38 protein-coding genes and 2 tRNA genes are annotated in these 16,387 nt (G+C 33.1%); 33 read left to right on the forward strand and 7 right to left on the reverse strand.

Features of this window, described 5'->3' with window-relative positions; all coding sequences use genetic code 11:
- Positions 1-33: 33 nt before the first annotated feature.
- Positions 34-105: transfer RNA gene (locus tag SH09_RS03725), tRNA-Glu, on the forward strand.
- A gap of 48 nt (positions 106-153) precedes the next feature.
- Positions 154-242: transfer RNA gene (locus SH09_RS03730), tRNA-Ser, on the forward strand.
- A 173-nt stretch (positions 243-415) separates the two neighbouring features.
- Here SH09_RS03730 and SH09_RS03735 read toward each other — a convergent pair.
- Positions 416-1,447 (reverse strand): tyrosine-type recombinase/integrase, encoded by a 1,032-nt coding sequence (locus tag SH09_RS03735; protein WP_042738292.1) that lies wholly within the window; start codon positions 1,445-1,447, stop codon positions 416-418.
- Positions 1,448-1,556: 109 nt separating this feature from the next.
- On the opposite strand from SH09_RS03735, the gene SH09_RS03740 reads away from it, so the two are divergent.
- On the forward strand, positions 1,557-2,180 hold the full coding sequence (locus SH09_RS03740; RefSeq protein ID WP_042738293.1) for a hypothetical protein: 624 nt from the start codon (positions 1,557-1,559) through the stop codon (positions 2,178-2,180).
- Between the two features lie 5 nt (positions 2,181-2,185).
- Here the strand turns inward: SH09_RS03740 and SH09_RS16530 are convergent, their stop codons facing one another.
- The 5 genes from SH09_RS16530 to SH09_RS03750 all read right to left on the reverse strand — a co-directional run bounded on the left by SH09_RS16530 (position 2,186) and on the right by SH09_RS03750 (position 4,005).
- Positions 2,186-2,332, reverse strand: coding sequence for a hypothetical protein (locus tag SH09_RS16530; RefSeq protein WP_158001716.1), 147 nt, complete (start codon positions 2,330-2,332; stop codon positions 2,186-2,188).
- 41 nt (positions 2,333-2,373) lie between these two features.
- A complete protein-coding gene (locus SH09_RS16535; protein ID WP_158001717.1) occupies positions 2,374-2,547 on the reverse strand; it encodes a hypothetical protein in 174 nt (57 codons plus the stop codon).
- A gap of 174 nt (positions 2,548-2,721) precedes the next feature.
- Positions 2,722-2,898 carry a hypothetical protein gene (locus SH09_RS16845; RefSeq protein WP_162846365.1) on the reverse strand — a complete coding sequence of 59 codons (177 nt, stop codon included), beginning with the start codon at positions 2,896-2,898 and terminating at the stop codon, positions 2,722-2,724.
- A gap of 86 nt (positions 2,899-2,984) precedes the next feature.
- Positions 2,985-3,173, reverse strand: coding sequence for a hypothetical protein (locus SH09_RS03745; RefSeq protein ID WP_042738294.1), 189 nt, complete (start codon positions 3,171-3,173; stop codon positions 2,985-2,987).
- A gap of 208 nt (positions 3,174-3,381) precedes the next feature.
- Positions 3,382-4,005, reverse strand: a complete 624-nt coding sequence (locus tag SH09_RS03750; protein WP_042738295.1) for an XRE family transcriptional regulator — start codon at positions 4,003-4,005, stop codon at positions 3,382-3,384.
- Positions 4,006-4,204: 199 nt separating this feature from the next.
- On the opposite strand from SH09_RS03750, the gene SH09_RS03755 reads away from it, so the two are divergent.
- Genes SH09_RS03755 through SH09_RS03765 form a run of 3 tightly spaced genes read left to right on the forward strand, consistent with a single transcriptional unit; the run spans position 4,205 to position 5,411 of the window.
- Positions 4,205-4,414: a DNA-binding protein gene (locus SH09_RS03755; RefSeq protein ID WP_042738296.1), complete on the forward strand. Its 210-nt coding sequence runs from the start codon at positions 4,205-4,207 to the stop codon at positions 4,412-4,414.
- 14 nt (positions 4,415-4,428) lie between these two features.
- The gene (locus SH09_RS03760) at positions 4,429-5,172 is read left to right on the forward strand and encodes a phage antirepressor KilAC domain-containing protein (RefSeq protein ID WP_042738297.1); all 744 of its coding nucleotides are present in this window, start codon (positions 4,429-4,431) and stop codon (positions 5,170-5,172) included.
- A gap of 11 nt (positions 5,173-5,183) precedes the next feature.
- The gene (locus tag SH09_RS03765; RefSeq protein ID WP_042738298.1) at positions 5,184-5,411 is read left to right on the forward strand and encodes a hypothetical protein; all 228 of its coding nucleotides are present in this window, start codon (positions 5,184-5,186) and stop codon (positions 5,409-5,411) included.
- 10 nt (positions 5,412-5,421) lie between these two features.
- On the opposite strand, the gene SH09_RS03770 is transcribed toward SH09_RS03765, so the two are convergent.
- Positions 5,422-5,712, reverse strand: coding sequence for a hypothetical protein (locus SH09_RS03770; RefSeq protein ID WP_042738299.1), 291 nt, complete (start codon positions 5,710-5,712; stop codon positions 5,422-5,424).
- Between the two features lie 49 nt (positions 5,713-5,761).
- Between SH09_RS03770 and SH09_RS03775 the strand changes: the two genes are divergently transcribed.
- The 27 genes from SH09_RS03775 to SH09_RS03905 all read left to right on the forward strand — a co-directional run bounded on the left by SH09_RS03775 (position 5,762) and on the right by SH09_RS03905 (position 16,387).
- Positions 5,762-6,046: a DUF771 domain-containing protein gene (locus tag SH09_RS03775; protein ID WP_082039174.1), complete on the forward strand. Its 285-nt coding sequence runs from the start codon at positions 5,762-5,764 to the stop codon at positions 6,044-6,046.
- A gap of 246 nt (positions 6,047-6,292) precedes the next feature.
- Positions 6,293-6,517 (forward strand): DUF2483 family protein, encoded by a 225-nt coding sequence (locus tag SH09_RS03780; protein WP_042738300.1) that lies wholly within the window; start codon positions 6,293-6,295, stop codon positions 6,515-6,517.
- Positions 6,510-7,130, forward strand: coding sequence for a Sak single strand annealing protein (locus tag SH09_RS03785; protein WP_042738301.1), 621 nt, complete (start codon positions 6,510-6,512; stop codon positions 7,128-7,130). Before SH09_RS03780 ends, SH09_RS03785 begins: the two co-directional genes overlap by 8 nt.
- A gap of 2 nt (positions 7,131-7,132) precedes the next feature.
- Positions 7,133-7,576, forward strand: a complete 444-nt coding sequence (ssb, locus tag SH09_RS03790; RefSeq protein ID WP_042738302.1) for a single-stranded DNA-binding protein — start codon at positions 7,133-7,135, stop codon at positions 7,574-7,576.
- A gap of 11 nt (positions 7,577-7,587) precedes the next feature.
- On the forward strand, positions 7,588-8,259 hold the full coding sequence (locus tag SH09_RS03795; RefSeq protein WP_042738303.1) for a putative HNHc nuclease: 672 nt from the start codon (positions 7,588-7,590) through the stop codon (positions 8,257-8,259).
- The gene (locus SH09_RS16970; RefSeq protein WP_229367353.1) at positions 8,256-9,005 is read left to right on the forward strand and encodes a replication protein; all 750 of its coding nucleotides are present in this window, start codon (positions 8,256-8,258) and stop codon (positions 9,003-9,005) included. The genes SH09_RS03795 and SH09_RS16970 overlap by 4 nt, the downstream gene beginning before the upstream one ends.
- A gap of 4 nt (positions 9,006-9,009) precedes the next feature.
- Positions 9,010-9,366, forward strand: coding sequence for a hypothetical protein (locus tag SH09_RS03805; protein ID WP_042738304.1), 357 nt, complete (start codon positions 9,010-9,012; stop codon positions 9,364-9,366).
- Positions 9,359-10,609: a DnaB-like helicase C-terminal domain-containing protein gene (locus SH09_RS03810; RefSeq protein ID WP_042738305.1), complete on the forward strand. Its 1,251-nt coding sequence runs from the start codon at positions 9,359-9,361 to the stop codon at positions 10,607-10,609. Before SH09_RS03805 ends, SH09_RS03810 begins: the two co-directional genes overlap by 8 nt.
- Positions 10,606-10,824 carry a hypothetical protein gene (locus SH09_RS03815; protein ID WP_042738306.1) on the forward strand — a complete coding sequence of 73 codons (219 nt, stop codon included), beginning with the start codon at positions 10,606-10,608 and terminating at the stop codon, positions 10,822-10,824. Before SH09_RS03810 ends, SH09_RS03815 begins: the two co-directional genes overlap by 4 nt.
- The gene (locus SH09_RS03820) at positions 10,803-10,991 is read left to right on the forward strand and encodes a hypothetical protein (RefSeq protein ID WP_042738307.1); all 189 of its coding nucleotides are present in this window, start codon (positions 10,803-10,805) and stop codon (positions 10,989-10,991) included. The genes SH09_RS03815 and SH09_RS03820 overlap by 22 nt, the downstream gene beginning before the upstream one ends.
- Positions 10,992-11,001: 10 nt before the next feature.
- Positions 11,002-11,406: a DUF1064 domain-containing protein gene (locus tag SH09_RS03825; protein ID WP_042738308.1), complete on the forward strand. Its 405-nt coding sequence runs from the start codon at positions 11,002-11,004 to the stop codon at positions 11,404-11,406.
- Between the two features lie 6 nt (positions 11,407-11,412).
- On the forward strand, positions 11,413-11,610 hold the full coding sequence (locus SH09_RS03830; protein WP_042738309.1) for a hypothetical protein: 198 nt from the start codon (positions 11,413-11,415) through the stop codon (positions 11,608-11,610).
- Complete coding sequence (locus tag SH09_RS03835) at positions 11,610-11,963, forward strand: SA1788 family PVL leukocidin-associated protein (RefSeq protein ID WP_042738310.1); 354 nt, start codon at positions 11,610-11,612, stop codon at positions 11,961-11,963. Before SH09_RS03830 ends, SH09_RS03835 begins: the two co-directional genes overlap by 1 nt.
- Entirely contained in the window at positions 11,964-12,494 is a 531-nt protein-coding gene (locus SH09_RS16975) for a DUF3310 domain-containing protein (protein ID WP_235307470.1), read from the forward strand.
- Positions 12,495-12,800, forward strand: a complete 306-nt coding sequence (locus tag SH09_RS03845) for a DUF1140 family protein (RefSeq protein WP_042738311.1) — start codon at positions 12,495-12,497, stop codon at positions 12,798-12,800.
- 189 nt (positions 12,801-12,989) lie between these two features.
- Positions 12,990-13,160: a hypothetical protein gene (locus SH09_RS16850; protein WP_162846329.1), complete on the forward strand. Its 171-nt coding sequence runs from the start codon at positions 12,990-12,992 to the stop codon at positions 13,158-13,160.
- Positions 13,157-13,570, forward strand: a complete 414-nt coding sequence (locus tag SH09_RS03855; RefSeq protein ID WP_042738313.1) for a hypothetical protein — start codon at positions 13,157-13,159, stop codon at positions 13,568-13,570. Before SH09_RS16850 ends, SH09_RS03855 begins: the two co-directional genes overlap by 4 nt.
- A 3-nt stretch (positions 13,571-13,573) precedes the next feature.
- Complete coding sequence (locus SH09_RS03860) at positions 13,574-13,759, forward strand: hypothetical protein (RefSeq protein ID WP_126542119.1); 186 nt, start codon at positions 13,574-13,576, stop codon at positions 13,757-13,759.
- 13 nt (positions 13,760-13,772) lie between these two features.
- Entirely contained in the window at positions 13,773-14,120 is a 348-nt protein-coding gene (locus SH09_RS03865) for a hypothetical protein (protein WP_042738315.1), read from the forward strand.
- Positions 14,121-14,321: a hypothetical protein gene (locus tag SH09_RS03870; protein WP_042738316.1), complete on the forward strand. Its 201-nt coding sequence runs from the start codon at positions 14,121-14,123 to the stop codon at positions 14,319-14,321.
- 13 nt (positions 14,322-14,334) lie between these two features.
- Complete coding sequence (locus SH09_RS03875) at positions 14,335-14,625, forward strand: hypothetical protein (RefSeq protein WP_042738317.1); 291 nt, start codon at positions 14,335-14,337, stop codon at positions 14,623-14,625.
- On the forward strand, positions 14,626-14,958 hold the full coding sequence (locus tag SH09_RS03880) for a hypothetical protein (protein ID WP_042738318.1): 333 nt from the start codon (positions 14,626-14,628) through the stop codon (positions 14,956-14,958). It abuts the gene before it with no gap.
- Positions 14,951-15,487, forward strand: coding sequence for a dUTPase (locus SH09_RS03885; RefSeq protein WP_042738319.1), 537 nt, complete (start codon positions 14,951-14,953; stop codon positions 15,485-15,487). Before SH09_RS03880 ends, SH09_RS03885 begins: the two co-directional genes overlap by 8 nt.
- A 50-nt stretch (positions 15,488-15,537) precedes the next feature.
- A complete protein-coding gene (locus SH09_RS03890; RefSeq protein ID WP_042738320.1) occupies positions 15,538-15,762 on the forward strand; it encodes a hypothetical protein in 225 nt (74 codons plus the stop codon).
- Between the two features lie 14 nt (positions 15,763-15,776).
- The gene (locus SH09_RS15990) at positions 15,777-15,932 is read left to right on the forward strand and encodes a DUF1381 domain-containing protein (protein WP_042738321.1); all 156 of its coding nucleotides are present in this window, start codon (positions 15,777-15,779) and stop codon (positions 15,930-15,932) included.
- Between the two features lies 1 nt (position 15,933).
- On the forward strand, positions 15,934-16,155 hold the full coding sequence (locus SH09_RS03900) for a hypothetical protein (protein ID WP_042738322.1): 222 nt from the start codon (positions 15,934-15,936) through the stop codon (positions 16,153-16,155).
- 1 nt (position 16,156) lies between these two features.
- Positions 16,157-16,387 carry a hypothetical protein gene (locus tag SH09_RS03905; RefSeq protein ID WP_042738323.1) on the forward strand — a complete coding sequence of 77 codons (231 nt, stop codon included), beginning with the start codon at positions 16,157-16,159 and terminating at the stop codon, positions 16,385-16,387.

Genomic DNA, 16,387 nt, shown 5'->3' on the forward strand with positions numbered 1-16,387 from the left:
GGTCGTAGGTTCGAGTCCTACCTGTGGAGCCATGGCCCCGTGGTCAAGCGGTTAAGACACCGCCCTTTCACGGCGGTAACACGGGTTCGAGTCCCGTCGGGGTCATATAAACAGAAGTGAAATATCGCTTCTGTTTTTTTAATACAATGAAATGGAGAGTTGTCCGAGTTGGCCGAAGGAGCACGCCTGGAAAGTGTGTAGGCGCCACAAGCGTCTCGAGGGTTCGAATCCCTCACTCTCCGTTAATTACATATTTTGAGCTTTCTTGAGGCACCGTAATCCTTGATATAATAGGGTTTCGGTGTTTTTACTTTATATAGACTTTCATAAATAATGTCAACGCCATGTCAAATTGGCGTAAAAAATAATAAAACTCATGTCAAAATTGAGGTTTCGTTGACATGAAATGCTTGTATCACATGTGGCGCAAGGCTTCCAGCGTTTTACTTTCCTCTTGTTTTTGACTTTCTTCTAATAAATGACTGTATGTTGATAGGGTAGTAGTTATATCTGCATGTCCTAATCGTTTTGAAATGTAATATATTGATATACCGTTATGAATTAACATAGAGCAATGTGTATGACGTATACTGTGTAACGTGTAATTACCTATCTTATTATTTAAACAGAAGCGCTGTAAGACTTTAGAAACTGCATTGTGTGTAATTAACGATGCACCAGTTCTGAATATATCTCCATCTAAATTAATAGGGAAGTCATTTAATACTTGTCTAACATGTTTTATATCTTCACGTGATATTTTAATCACACGATCTGATGTCACGTTTTTAGTACCTCTAATATGAACAGTTTCATTCTCTAAATTAAAATCTTTGTATCTCATTTTTTGTACTTCACTAAATCTAGCACCAGTTACAATAGCTAAATATATAAATAGGTAAGATAATTGATTTTGACTTTGTGCATATTCTTTTAATTTATAAAAATACTCTAATTGCATAAATTTATCTTCTTCTGGTTGTTCTTTAATGGCACCTTTAATATTAACCTTATAAGTAGGGTCTTTATAAATAATACCTTCGTGTAACGCATCTTGTATTGCTGAACGTAAACAGTAATTTAATTTCCTAACTGATTCGGTAGTTCTTGTGCTTGCGTATGAGTTAATTAATTCTTGATATTTTGTCTTAGTTAAATCTTTCAATGGCAGATTGCCAAGATGCTCTTCAAATACATTCTTCGCATTATAGTATGTTTGAACTGACTTACGTGTTAGGTAGGGCTCTTTGTGAATCTCTATCCACGAATTAAAGTATTTAACAAACGGTGTCTTATCATCTTGAGCAAATCCTTTGTTAGCTTTTTCAAAAGCTTCATTCATTGCTATAGTTGCATCTACTTTTTTGGTAAATCCAGATTTTCTATAACGTTTACCATTTAATACAAAGTCATATCTCCATTTATTACCTTGTTTCTTGACTGGCATAGTACATTCCTCCTAAAAAAGATAAAAATATATACCCATAGATAAAAACTATGGGATTGGTATTGTTTTATAGTTTTATGTTATAATTAAATAAAAAGTAGGTGAGATCTTGGATTTTAATATTATATTAGCGATAGTTGCGACAGGTTTACCTGGGCTTTTTTCATATTGGATACTTACTCAATTAGACATTGTGTTTTACAATAATAATCAAAATGCAGATAAATCTGTTTTACTAATTTCCTTATCCTTATTGAATGTATTTATTTCATTTATTTCTTTAAGTCTTCTAGGTATTAACATTAATAATATTTCTCCTATAAAATTAATCAATATTTTTATTGTTAGTTTAGTAATTGTTTGTCTTCTATCAATGTATATATATCCTTTTGTATTCAAGTGGTTACAAAAATACATGAATGACAAGAAAATTAAAACAGGATTATCTATTAAATCTAATTACAAAGTATTGCCTAGAGTTTTACATGAAAGACCTGCAAATAAAAACTACACTCAAGCGTATATTTTTGATTTTGAAAACAAACTTATACTTGAAGGGACGATTGGTAAATTTTCTTATACATCTCCAGAACTATCCTTAGAAAATGATATTGATGTTACAACAACATACGAACAAGCCGTTAATATCTATGATGAAACTAATAACTTCGAAAGAGATACATATATTGATTATGAAAGGAAAATAAAAATGATATTAATTCATTTCGATTAAGTGTCTTATTTTTTCTTGGGTGGTTTTGGCGCTTTGGCAGGTTTGCTTTGTAAACTTCCTGTTTCTTGGTTCCTAAATTCACCTTTACCAGGGGAAGCACCACCATGTTCTTCCCATTTTATTTGTTCTTTATTTGATTTATCATCACTCATTCATTTCACCACCTCTCAACGTCTAACAAGGTTAGGCGTTTTTATAATTTAGGATATATTTTATTAGCATAATCTTTAAATTTTTTTATTTTTTGTTCTTCTGAAATTTTATTGTTTAAATGCATTTGCTTTATAACTAGTAAAAATTCGATAAAATCATCATTTGGTGTTTTGCTATAACCAGGTTTGAAATAATCATTAAAATCCCATTTCATATGAATTCCTCCTATATTAACTAATAAACAAAGCTAAAATAAAACTTGCTATAAGTATTGGCATAACAATTAATAATTCTTTATTATTTTCTTCCATTATTTTCACTTCCTTTAAAAGATAAAAATATATAGTGCAGTAGTGAACTGACCATAAAAAATTATAATAATGATGAACTATTCTATATTATCTTTTAGCTTATTATCCATATCTTGTGCTACGAGATTAATAAGTTCATTAATTTCATCTTTTGTCATATCATCTGAAACAGTTACTTTTATGATTAAACCTAAATCAGTTTTTACATGGTATTTTGGTTTGTCGTCTTCGTATATTTTCCTTAATATTTGCATAGAATCACTCCTAAATAAGTTGATTCCCCACACATTTTTCTTTACACTATTTTTATATTAAAATGTTTGTAATAGCTTAAATTCATTCATATTATTGTTCTGTCTGTAATTTTAGATTCCATTACTCTTCGATGGCTTTCTTCCGACTTTTTGACCATTCCTTTAAAATCTTTACCCCTTAAATACTCTTTCATTTCTTCAACTTCTTCGTCAGAAAGTTCTTTTCCGCCAGTATTAATGTGAACATATCCAAACCCTTCATCATTTATTATCATAGTTAACCTCCTTAATAATATTGGATAAAAACATCCTATAATTTTCTAAACTTTTGGCATATTCATCTAATGTTATTTCAGAGTGGTACAATTTTTCTTTTAGATAAGATTTCCTACTTTCGTATAAATAGTTCAATTCTTTATCCTCCATTAAATTCCGCCTTTATTATTTGAATTTTGTATTCGTGAAAATAGCTGGAAAAGTTGGTTAAAAAAATCTTTGACTTGCTACCACTCTACCTACTATTTTAACTTCATCATTCAATCCATATACTTGTGGATAATGATTAGGATTGTTGGATTCAGGTATTAATATAATTTGATCTCCGTTATATCTAATGCGCTTTACAGTTGCATTGTAACCGTTAATCATAACAACACCTAATTGACCATTTTCAACAGTAGAATCTTTTTCAATCACTACAACATCGCCATCTTGAAATATTTTATCCATACTGTCGCCAGACACTTTAAGACCAAATTCCTCTTTATTAGAATCAATTTTATCAGTAGCAAAGTATATGTAATCAATTAAGTTTTCTTCTGAGTAGATAGGTAAACCAGCAGATATTTTAGAAACAACTGGAATTTTTTTAACTGGTAGTGTTTCAATTGAAGATTCTGCTTTAGGCTTTTCAATTCCCATTATATCTTCGGGTTTAATATCTAAACCTTTACAAATTTTGATGACGTTTTCTACTTTAGCGTTAAATATTCCTCTTTCTAAAATAGATCTAACTGTTGTATAAGCTAAACCAACTTCTTCTGAAAAAGCCTTCACACTACCTGATTTTATTTCCATTAGACGTTTTAAATCTTTTTCTTTAGTCATATTCGTTTACCTCATTTCTAATTTGTACCTATATAATATCATGCGAAAAATCGTATATCAAGTTAAAAACAAATAAAAAATATGAAATTTAGTATTGACTAGATACGAAAATTCGTATATATTGTAATTAAGCAATAGCTAAGGTTGCTAAAAATTTTAATCATAAGTACGAAAATTCGTATCAAAGGTGGGAGGTACTATGTTGTCGAACTTAGAAAGTGTCAGAAAACAAAAAAATGTATCTCTGGTAGATATCGCTGATTTATTAGAAGTAAGATATCAAACAGTTTCAGATAAGATTAACGGAATTTCAGATTTTAAGTTTGGAGAAGCGTTACTTATTAAAAACCAATTTTTTCCAGAGTACGAAATAGAATATCTTTTTTCGAGAGAAAAACAAGTAACTTAATAGGAGGAAATCAAATGCAAGAGCTACAAATTAAATCGAAAGTATCACAAATGTTTAATATTCAAGAAAAAGAAAATGGAGAAATTGCGATAAGTGGTCGCGAACTACATCAAGCGTTAGAAGTAGGAACGCGATATGATAAATGGTTTGACAGAATGATTGAATACGGTTTTGAGAACGGAGTTGATTACGTTTCTCAAGTTGAAAAAGTACATGGTCAAAAAAGGACACGTACTTATGAGCAAGTTAATCATATTCTAACATTAGACACTGCAAAAGAAATCGCAATGATTCAACGAAGTGAGCCTGGCAAACGAGCAAGACAATATTTCATACAAGTTGAAAAAGCATGGAATAGTCCAGAAATGATAATGCAACGTGCATTGAAAATCGCAAATAGCACGATTAACCAGTTAGAAACTCAGATTGAGAAGGACAAACCAAAAGTAATATTTGCTGACGCAGTAGCAACTACTAAAACTTCAATATTGGTTGGGGAGTTAGCAAAGATTATTAAGCAAAACGGTGTGAATATTGGACAACGTAGATTATTCGAATGGTTAAGACAGAATGGTTTCTTAATTAAACGTCAAGGTGTTGATTACAATATGCCAACGCAATATTCGATGGAACGTGAGCTTTTTGAAATAAAAGAAACATCAATCACGCATTCAGATGGTCATACATCTATTAGCAAAACACCTAAAGTTACTGGAAAAGGACAACAATATTTTATCAATAAATTTTTATCAGAGTAGGAGGAAACGGAATGAGTGATTTACAAAATGACCACTTGTTAAAAGTTAATAGATTATCTCGAGAAATATTAGATTATGTTATTTCTAAAAGTCAAACTTACGGAGATGCTAAAGAAAATTTAAACGACTTAAAAGTTGCAGCGAAATCACATTTTAAAACTGAACATTTAGTAACTATATATGAGCAAGCATTAATTAAATTAGAAGAAGAAATAAACGCCACTTTAATTAAAAAGTGACTCCCAAAAATTAAAATTGAATGGATTTAATAGATGAAGTCATAAACGCTTTATGGTCGTATCTATCATTTTGGATGAAAAACATATCAACAGAAGTATAAAAACCCATTACACCAACATGTATATGGTAAGTACCGATAGATTTTGGAGATTTATAATCGCCATTCCAATTATCTTCGTATACTACTTTAGAGTAAAAACCATTTTCATCGTCGTAATTAACGATGCCGGATATGACTGTTTCATCATAAATATCAATAGTAGAGCCATCTAAAAATTCTAGTGCGTAAATCTTTTTCATTTAATATCACCACCTTATAACTCAATTATACACGAAAGGAGTGATTGAGATGACACAACTTACAGTAACAATACCAGAACAGTATGTAGTGATTACAAGAGAAGAATACAACGATTTACTAAGCAAAGAAAAGCCGGTTTGGTGGTCAATGCAAGATCTAATAGACGAAACAGGATTCGAATATAAATGGTTGAAAGATAACATTTTAATGAATCCGAGATACATCAAAGAACTAAAACAATTTGTTTACTATCCTGATGGAGGCAAATGGGCTTTTAACAGAGAACCAATGCAAGAGTTCTTAAAAGAAAATTTTCAGGAAATATTTAACTAAAGGAGAAATAAACATGAGACATATTTTAGCATGGTCAACTGCAGTACTAAGCACAATGATTTTCTCGATGATAACTTTTGATTTTCATTACAGCGTAGTATTCGCAATCGCAAGCTACATCGGTAGTTACGCATTTTGGAACACATATTATGCAGAAAAAAAGACCGCTAAGCGCGCCAACGCTTAACAGTCCAACGATTAATTAAATATACAACTTAAATATACACGGATAGAGGTGTTTCGTCAATGACAAAAGAAACAGTGACATATTTAATCAGACACAGAGAAATGCCAATATACGTCACTAATAAGCCTAGTGATAGTAACCCTGAAATTAGCTACTCAACGCAGTTTAGTAGAGCAAGAGAGTTTAACGGTTTAGATGAAGTGACAATTGATATGTCATATCACATGGCGATTAAACATACACATATAGAAGAAGATAAATATGAGGAGTTAGATTATGAGTGAAAAAACATTATTTGAACAGTTAAACACAATTAACGTAACTGATCATGTTGAAAAGAAGAATGGCTTTAACTATCTAGCTTGGACACATGCACATGAGCAACTTAAAAATGTTGACCCAAATTATGAAATAAAGATACATGAGTATCCGCATCCTGATATTCCAAATGAGCAAGTGTTTGTACCTTATCTAGCAACTCCAGAAGGCTATTTCGTAAAAGTATCAATCACATTGAAAGGTGTGACTGAATCAGAATGGCTACCAGTATTAGATTTTAAAAATAAAGCATTATCTAAAGGCCAAGCTACTACGTTCGACATCAACAAAGCACAGAAAAGATGTTTCGTAAAAGCAGCAGCATTACACGGCTTAGGTCTATACATCTACAACGGTGAAGAATTACCGAATGCTAGTAGTGAAGATGCACAAGAGCTAGAAGATAAGATAGCTGAATTTGTACGCATATCACAAGAAAAAGGCAGAGACGCCACGCTAGAGAAAACAATGCGTTGGTTACGAATTGAAAATATTAATAAATTAAGTGGCAAAGATTTGGCAACAGCAAACGCAAAACTAGATGCAGGACTAAAACAATTAGATAAGGAGAATGAATAATTATGATAAACAGAGTTGTATTAGTAGGACGATTAACAAAAGACCCAGAATTTAGAACGACGCCATCTGGCATAAGTATTGCTAACTTCACCCTAGCTGTTAATAGAACATTTACAAACGCTCAAGGAGAGCGTGAAGCTGATTTTATAAACGTAGTTGTATTTAAAAATCAAGCTGAAAATGTAAATAACTACTTATCAAAAGGTAATTTGGCTGGCGTTGATGGTCGTATTCAGTCAAGAAGTTATGAAAATAATGAAGGTAAACGAGTGTTCGTTACTGAAGTTGTCGCAGACAGTGTTCAATTCTTAGAACCAAAAAACAACGGACAGGCAAACAACACCTCTAAAGTACAACAGACAGGCGCAAATAACCAACGTTCAAGCAATGATAACCCATTCAGTAATAACGACATAAACTTAGACAGTGATTCGTTACCGTTCTAAGAGGTGGTCATATGGCGGTAATAAAAAACTACATCCAACAAGATGACGGCACTATTACTGCTGTCATCGAGGGTGTGACACTTAATAACAAAGATTTCTTATTGCTAGACAATGGGCTTGAAGTTGAATGCGATGTAGTAGTCATTGACCCATATAAAATAACAGATAAGCAACGCCGAAAAATCTTTGCTCTTGTGAACGACATAGAAGCTCATACAGGCACTCCACAAGATTATATGAGAAATGTATTCCAAGAATATGTACGTGTTCTATATGGCTACGATGAGCGCATATCACTAGCTGATTGTTCTAGAAAAATAGCAAGTCAAATTATAGATGTAGCAATTGAATGGATATTCGAGAACAACATCCCGCTCAGATATAAAACAAGTGATCTAATCAAGAATGACAGAACGTTTTTATACATGGCTACTATCAAGAGAAAGTGCGTTATCTGCGGAAAACATGCAGAGCTAGCACATTATCAAGCGGTAGGTCGTGGACGCAACAGACGCAAGATAGAACATTTTAATAACAAAGTATTAGGACTATGTTCCTTTCATCATAAAGAGCAACACGACATGGGCATGGATAGTTTCAATAAGAAGTATCATCTTGAAAATTCATGGGTGGACGTTGACGAGAGATTAAACAAAATGCTGAAAGGAGTAAAAGTTGAATGAGCAAATTACTGATAGACGATTATCCAATACAAGTATTGCCAAAGTTAGCTGAAGAAATTGGATTAAATGAAGCAATAGTACTTCAACAAATGCATTATTGGTTAAATACAAGTAAACATCAACATAACGGTAAGAAATGGATATATAACTCTTACACTTCATGGCATGAACAATTCAAGTTTTGGAGTGAGCGTACAATAAAACGAATTATATATAACTTAGAGGGACAGGATTTGTTGCTAACTGGTAATTATAACAAGTACGCATTCGATAGAACGAAATGGTACACAATCAATTATGAGAAGTTAAATAACATAATGGCACAACCATCGGGACAAAATGACACGACACAAAGTGACAATGTGTCACGATTAGATAGTGACAATATGACCCAACCAATACCAGAGACTACACCAGAGACTTCTACAGAGACTACTAATAATAGCGCAACTAAAGTTACGCAAGAGCAATTTGAACAATGGTGGAATTTATATGATAAGAAACTAGATAAGAAGAAAGCATTTAGTTTATTTAAATCAGCATTAAAAAAACATGACTTTGAAAAAATTATGAATGGGACTAAAGATTATCTAAAAACAATTACTGATAAACAATTTCAAAAATACCCCAAAACATTTTTATCACAAGAAAGTTATATGAATGATTATAAACAAGAAAGAACTGTCAAAACCCAAAATGAAAACAACAACAGTTTATTTGACCAGTTAATGAATGAGGAGGGCTAGGCAAATGACTATGACTAAAAAACAAGCAGTCACAATACTTAGTCTCATTGATTCAGCCTTCAATATGAATTTTGCTAATGATGACTTAAAAACCAAATTATGGCTTGAACAACTAATGATGTATGCAGACTATGACAGAACACTACACAAAACAAAAAAGTACATTCGTGAACAGAAGTATAAACCATCATTATCGGAAGTTATGGATAGTAAGCCAACACTAGTTAATGAATCACTAATACCCGAAGAAGAAACGCACGAATACAGAATGAAACATGATCCTGAATATTCGAAGAATCGTGAGCAGTTAAAAAAGAAATGGCAAAAGATGAAAAGTGAGTGGATGAATGACGATGACTAATATAGATGTATTAAATACCGAAGAAGCAATCGTCTCTAATCTTATGCACCATCCATCTCTATTAGGGAAACTAAAGCTGAAACCTCAAATGTTTACGGATGAATATATTCAAGGCTTTATACAGTATGCGTTAGATACAGGAAAGATTGATGTAACTGACATCTACTACAAAAGCCGAGAAGATAAAACATTCATTTCTACAGACAGGCTAAGCAAGATATACAGTTCGAACGGTACAGACAAAATGTTCTTTATGCAAGACCAACTTAACTTGCTAGAAAGCTATGTACTAAGAGAATCGATAAGACATGCGTCAGAATATCAATCAATGCCTAGTAAGAGTAATTTTAAACATCTTATGGAGCAACTAAAGATATTGGATGATATGAAAATAGATAAAGAGAACCCAACAGATAATTACTTAATGGAAGTAATGGATAACATACTATCTGACAAGCCTAAAGATTTTATCAAAACAGGTATTAAATCAATTGATAACAAGATAATGGGGTTTGAAAAAAGTCAGTTGAATGTATTGGCTGGTCGTCCTAGTACCGGTAAAACAGCTCTAGCATTGAATATTATGTGGAATATCGTTTTAAAAGGTTATCCGACAACGTTTTTTAGTTTAGAAACTGGAGGAAATAATATCGTTGAACGTTTTGTATCTAGCATTACAAACATACCGCTGCACAAGGTCAAACAAGCTGACGGACTAAGCGACGATGACACAAGCAAGGTTATGGACGCTATAGACCAAATCAAAAAGCATGGCAATTTAAGAATTGAAGATACTGCACAAATTACGCCACAAGATATAAGAGAACGAGCAATGACGCAATCAGATAAACCACATGTAATATTTATCGACTATCTAACACTCATGCAATCTGACGTACAAATGAAAGACAGACGACTTGAAGTAGAAAAGATATCAAGAGATTTAAAAATCATTGCCAAAGAAACAGGTTGCGTCATTATAGCCCTATCTCAATTAAGTAGGGGTGTTGAATCTAGGAATAACAAACGTCCGATGATGAGTGATTTAAGAGAAGCAGGTGGCATAGAACAAGACGCTAATATGATTTTCCTACTTTATCGTGATGACTATTACGACCAATCAATGCAAGATCACGAAACCGGAAAATCTGATATAGAATTTAACGTTGCTAAAAACAAAGACGGTGAAACAGGAACAGTTGAGCTTGAATTTTACAAGAAATCACAGAGGTTTTACGGATGAATATAGCACAGTTTCAAACTCTACTAGGATATCTATACAGAGAGACATACAAGGACGATACAGTCATTCGAGCTAACTTGCTTGAATTAGGTTGGGCGACAGAGAGATTACTTAATAAAAGGCTTATAACGCCGTTTGACGCATACGACGATAACAAAGAATTGATATTCAATGAGATGGAGTGGTCAGACAGATGGACGAATATAGATTGGTAGATACCAAAGGCAAAGATGTTGGTTCAGTAAAGCCGTTAGGTGATGGTGAGAATATCGTTTGGTTTAAAAAAGACATGCTGCGAATGAATGATAACGAGCTAGAGAATTTTAAATCAGAACACAAACTAAACCGAATTGAAGAAACAAACATATTTGATTTCTTATAGGAGTGGCTGAATGAGTAAATACAATGCAAAGAAAGTTGAGTATAAAGGTATCACATTCGATAGCAAAGTTGAATGTGCATACTACAAGTACTTAGAACAACGATTAATTATAGATGGTTATGATTATATCGAATTGCAACCACGATATGAGTTGATTCCTAAACTTGGTAAACAACGTAAAGCTGAATATATTGCAGACTTTGCGTTGTGGAATGATGGAAAGTTAATTGAAGTTATAGATGTGAAAGGTATGGCCACTGAAACAGCTAAATTAAAGGCGAAGTTATTTAGATACAAATATCAAGATGTGAAATTAACTTGGATATGTAAAGCACCTAAGTACACAGGTAAAGACTGGATAACATATGAAGAATTGAACAAGGTGAGACGTGAGCGAAAGAAAGCTAAAGGGTGATGAACAATGAAAATGGAAACAATCACAATCCGTTATGACGCAACATTTGAAAGACAAGTAGAAATACCCGTGTATGATCATTACGAAAATCACAATATAGAAGAAGCAATCGATAGAGATATGGAATTGCATAAGAATGATTATCTAGACGGACAATTTATTGAATTTGACAAAGTAAAAATTATGGATTGGAGATATAGCTGATGGAAAATACGATGAGAATTAGAGATAAGGTATATGAGTTTCCAGATGAATATATGGAGCAAGCTAATCTAAATGGTATTAGTAAGTCTCAAATACGAAAACGACTTGAATATAATTGGACGGTAAAAGAGGCTTGCTATGTCCCTCAAGGTACGAAGTTAGACGATTATAGATTTATGGTGCAGGAACTAGAAAGAGAAGAACGAGAAAGAAATGCGTATGGCAATCTGTTGGAAGAAAAGCAGCAGAGTGAGCGTCCATGGCTATACGATGGTACACCTCAAAAACATGAACGTAGTAAATGGTGTGAGTACTTAATGAAAACAAGTATTTATCCGAAGGCGGTGCATTAAATGAAAATCAGAGACTTGAACAAAGGTGAATATATCATTGTGTATGACTTAGGTAAGAGCGAGCACAGTGGAGGGATAACAGTTGTAGGTAAAGTAATTGAATTAGAGTTTGATGACGATGATAAGAATAAGGCAGTGATTGATTCGGTCGGTAATCTATACACAGTTACAGATGAAAACTATTTTGATAATTGGCAAGATCATATGGAAAGTATTACTGAAAGTGTGAGTGGTGAAGAAAGATTGAGTGCTACTACAAAAGTAATATTGAACGACCAAAAGAAATCTAACGACGTACAACAACCTAAGCGTAACGACACAGTCAATCATCCATCACATTATAACTACGGTGATATAGAAGTCATAGATTTTATAGAGCAGGTAACACAACACTACAACGCTAACGTAGCTTATCACATTGGCAATGCGATTAAGTATTTAGCACGTTCCCCATACAAGAATGGCAAAGAAGATATTGCTAAGGCTAAATGGTACATCGAGCGTGCATTTGAGAATTGGGATGTGAAGTAGATGGATGCAGAACAATTACTAACGATTCATGCAGATGTTGTGGTTAAAAAGTTATTGCAACTAGCAGATAAGAGTTATAAGTCATTCCTTAAAGCAAGCAACACAAGTTATAACGCAGAAGTAGGAACAAGCAGATATTGGCAATCAGTAGCCAGCATGGAACTAGCACAATTTGAGTTTAGCGATTATATGAAACAACTTAAATTTATGGACGAGTATACACAGTGGAGTCAAAAACTGCATCAAGACAGATATAGGTTTGTTGAGAAGTATGACATTGTAATGGAGAAATATAAAATATCATGATCCTATCCAACACAGTAGATGTTAAATACAAAATAAACACAAACGGGATGAATTCCGTTGAAGTTGCAAGGATGTTAAAAGAAAACCGAGTAAACGGATTTCTAAAGTATGTGAATGAACATAGTGTGATTGTGGCAGTATCACGTGAGGATATTAAACGGAATCGTAGAGTAATGGAGGAGTTAAGGAATGAAAGACTACAAACGCCAACACATTATTAAACACGCTTTAGAAATGTATATACAACGTCCCAATGTTAGCGAGAAAGATTTAAAACAAGAAATGAAAGTTTTAGAAGAAGTTAAAAATAACATAGTTGTTATGAAAGATGAATACGGTATTAAGGAGATAGATCAATGAAAATCAAAACTAAGAAACAACTAAACTTACCACAGTTGATTGAATACGCGTGGGAGAACGGGATAAAAGGTGAAACATTCTATGCTCGTGAGACTGGAATGGAAAACGTGCATTTTAACACTTCGGGTCGTGCAGAATTTAGTAGTGTACATCAATTTAGTTCAGATGACTACTTCACAGTCGAAGTAGCGGATGAAATTACGGAAGATACTGTATTACCTAAATTAATAGAACGATGGAAACACGATGATAAGGGAGACGAAGCATCTCGTTATGTAGGACATGATGATAAGAGTATTAATAGAGTTTTATTTGCAAACCCCGAAAGCGTAGAGGTAACTCATTTTTACATTGAAAACGACGACAGAGAACTAGTGTTAATTTGGCGTGACGGAAAGCTGGTGGAGTAGATGATGTTATTGCAGATACACCCTGAAAAAAGAGAACCTTATTTTTACAAAGGTATGATTGGAAAACATGCAGTTTTTGGTACAAAAAATCCAGAAGAAGCAACAGAGTTAACCTTTCAAGAGTTTTGGGATGTTTGTGAATCAATAGATAACTTCTTGAGTTGCAGACCCATATTTATATTAGATTAAGGAGTGATGGCGAGTGGGATTAATAAATTTAGGTGAAACGATAGTTGCATTGAGAACTGAAGTAGACCGATTTAGAAGTGAACGTGACCAATACAAAGCAGAAAACGAAAGGTTAGAACGTGAGAATGAGAAATTAAAAGCTACTAATGAAAATCTAAATAATAGGGCGAGAAATATGGATTTGAATGGTCAAATCCAACACGACGAGTTAATGGCTTGTGATGGAGAAGTGAGGTATTGGAAACAATTATATACCGCCCTAACCGACCACATTCGCCAAAAAGCAGAAGCTAATCCTAGTGTAAGTCGATATATTGCGTTGGTTAACTACATTGATAGGTTGGAAAAGGGAGAGAGTTAAATGGAAAATAAAAACGTTAGAGAACTTGATGAAATGACTTACACCGAAATATTCGAACGCTATTCTGATGGTTTAGAAAGAATTAACAATCAATTCACAAATGAATTCATCAAAATTTCTAGACGATTTGTATATGAAATGTCATTAGCTGGATTACTTGTTGGTATTTGTATAGGTATTGTTGTAGGTCTATTTATATAAGGAGCGTGAGTATATGGCGTATGAGTATGAACATAGAAATATAAAGGCTAACGTGTATTCAGGATTAGCTACAAATGAATCAGTTGAAGAATTACAAGAAGTCTACGGCAAAGCAAAGGCGTGGGATACACTAAAAGAATTATTAATGAAAGAATATCCAGAAGTTGCACATTTAGCTCATGTATCTAACGGAGAAGGGGAACGAGGAGAAATAAGTAAACACGGAGAAGTATTAGAACATATGGACAAACTAGACGGCACAAACGAATTTAGCAACTTACTAAGCGATATGGAGGACGAGTAGATGGCTGAATCATTTGAACAAACATTAAGAAGATATAAAGAAGAACGTCACATGAATTTTATTAAACAAGGTGAAAAGTTTGAGGAAGGGCTTAACAATCTTGATATAAAAGTAGAAAAGATAGAAGTCACTAAAATTAGTTACCCTGTATTAATTAATAAAGAATATGTAGAAGAAAATAGATTATTAACACCTTATGTTTTAGCTAATGCCTACTTTGAAGATGAAGAATTAATTTTCAGTCCTAAACAATCAATTGAAAAAGATTTAGAAATTATAAAGTTAAAACAACGTATTAAAGAATTAGAAAGTGAGGACGAACAAAATGACTAACACACTTACAATAGATCAATTAAAAGAATTGCTACAAATACAAAAGAGTTTTGACGATAGAATACCAACACTCAATTTACAGGATAGCAAGATAGCATATGTGGTTGAGTTTTTTGAATGGTTTAACACGTTAGAAACATTTAAAAATTGGAAGAAGAAACCAGGAAAGCCACTTGATGTACAGTTAGATGAATTAGCAGATATGTTAGCGTTTGGGTTGAGTATTGCTAATCAAGTAGGAGTGACTGCTAAAGAGATAAAAGAAGTGATTGAATCAAGTTTTAAAAATAAAGAATTTCACAACATGTTCAATTTTAAAGATAAACAATTTGTACAAGATGCAGTTGTTGGTACGCCACAGATAGTATTCGAAGAAATTTATCCCAATCAATTGGCAATAGTTATTGTAATAGACATAGCTTATAACCTATATACTATCGACCAACTAATCGCAGCATACAAAAAGAAAATGGAGCGTAATCATGCAAGGCAAGATGGAACAGCAGATAAAGACAAAGGATACGTGTAAAGACATTGTAGAACGTGTGAAAGAGTTACTTAATAAGGAGTGAGTAGGAAATGAACAAAATACAAAGCAAACTGTTAGAAGATGGAAGAACATTTGAGTTTGAAAATGATGGCGAGGAACAAGCTTTATATATACCAACTGACAATGTTGAAATTGCAATTATTAAAACTAAGTTAGGTTATAGATTATCTATACCTAGTGACAAACCATTTGAACCACCAAAACATTTTATATATGCAACAGAAGATGAAGTTTTAAATAAACTAGGATATTAGGTAGGAGTGACACTATGACCCAATACCTAATCACTACATTCACAGACAGCATAGGTCACACGCACTCTCATGTGACTAAGGCTAAGGACAATCAGACGTTTACTGTGGTTGAGGCAGAGAGTAAGGAAGAGGCGGAACGTATATTTAATGAAAGAAAGGACGGTAAGTGAGATGGAAATAGACTTTTTAATTAATATATTGATATTGGCTTTCGGCGCTATGTGTATACATTATGTGATTCGAGCTAAAAATATTTCGGCTTACTTTATTGTCAACTTAATAGCAGTGATTTCTTTGACGTTAATAACTGTTAGGAAAATAGAGTTAGCATTACCTATGTTGATTATGATAGTTGCTTGGGAAATCAGAGATTTAAGAAAGGACAGTGAGTGAGATGGAAATAGGTAAATACTATTATGTTGTTGCGCATGAAGGAAGAATGTTTACAGGTGAGATTATAACTGTCTACGGAGATTATAAAAGTGAAAGCATACTACAAACATCAACAAATGTAGCTAAAGCGTTAATATTTGATGATTATAATGAAGCTTTGGAAACGGCTAAAGAATATAACTTGGAAGTTAAGAAGATTAGAACAGACATATTAGAATTGGGGAGTCGATGA

Origin of the sequence: Staphylococcus gallinarum (assembly GCF_000875895.1) — a bacterium.
Classification (GTDB): domain Bacteria; phylum Bacillota; class Bacilli; order Staphylococcales; family Staphylococcaceae; genus Staphylococcus; species Staphylococcus gallinarum.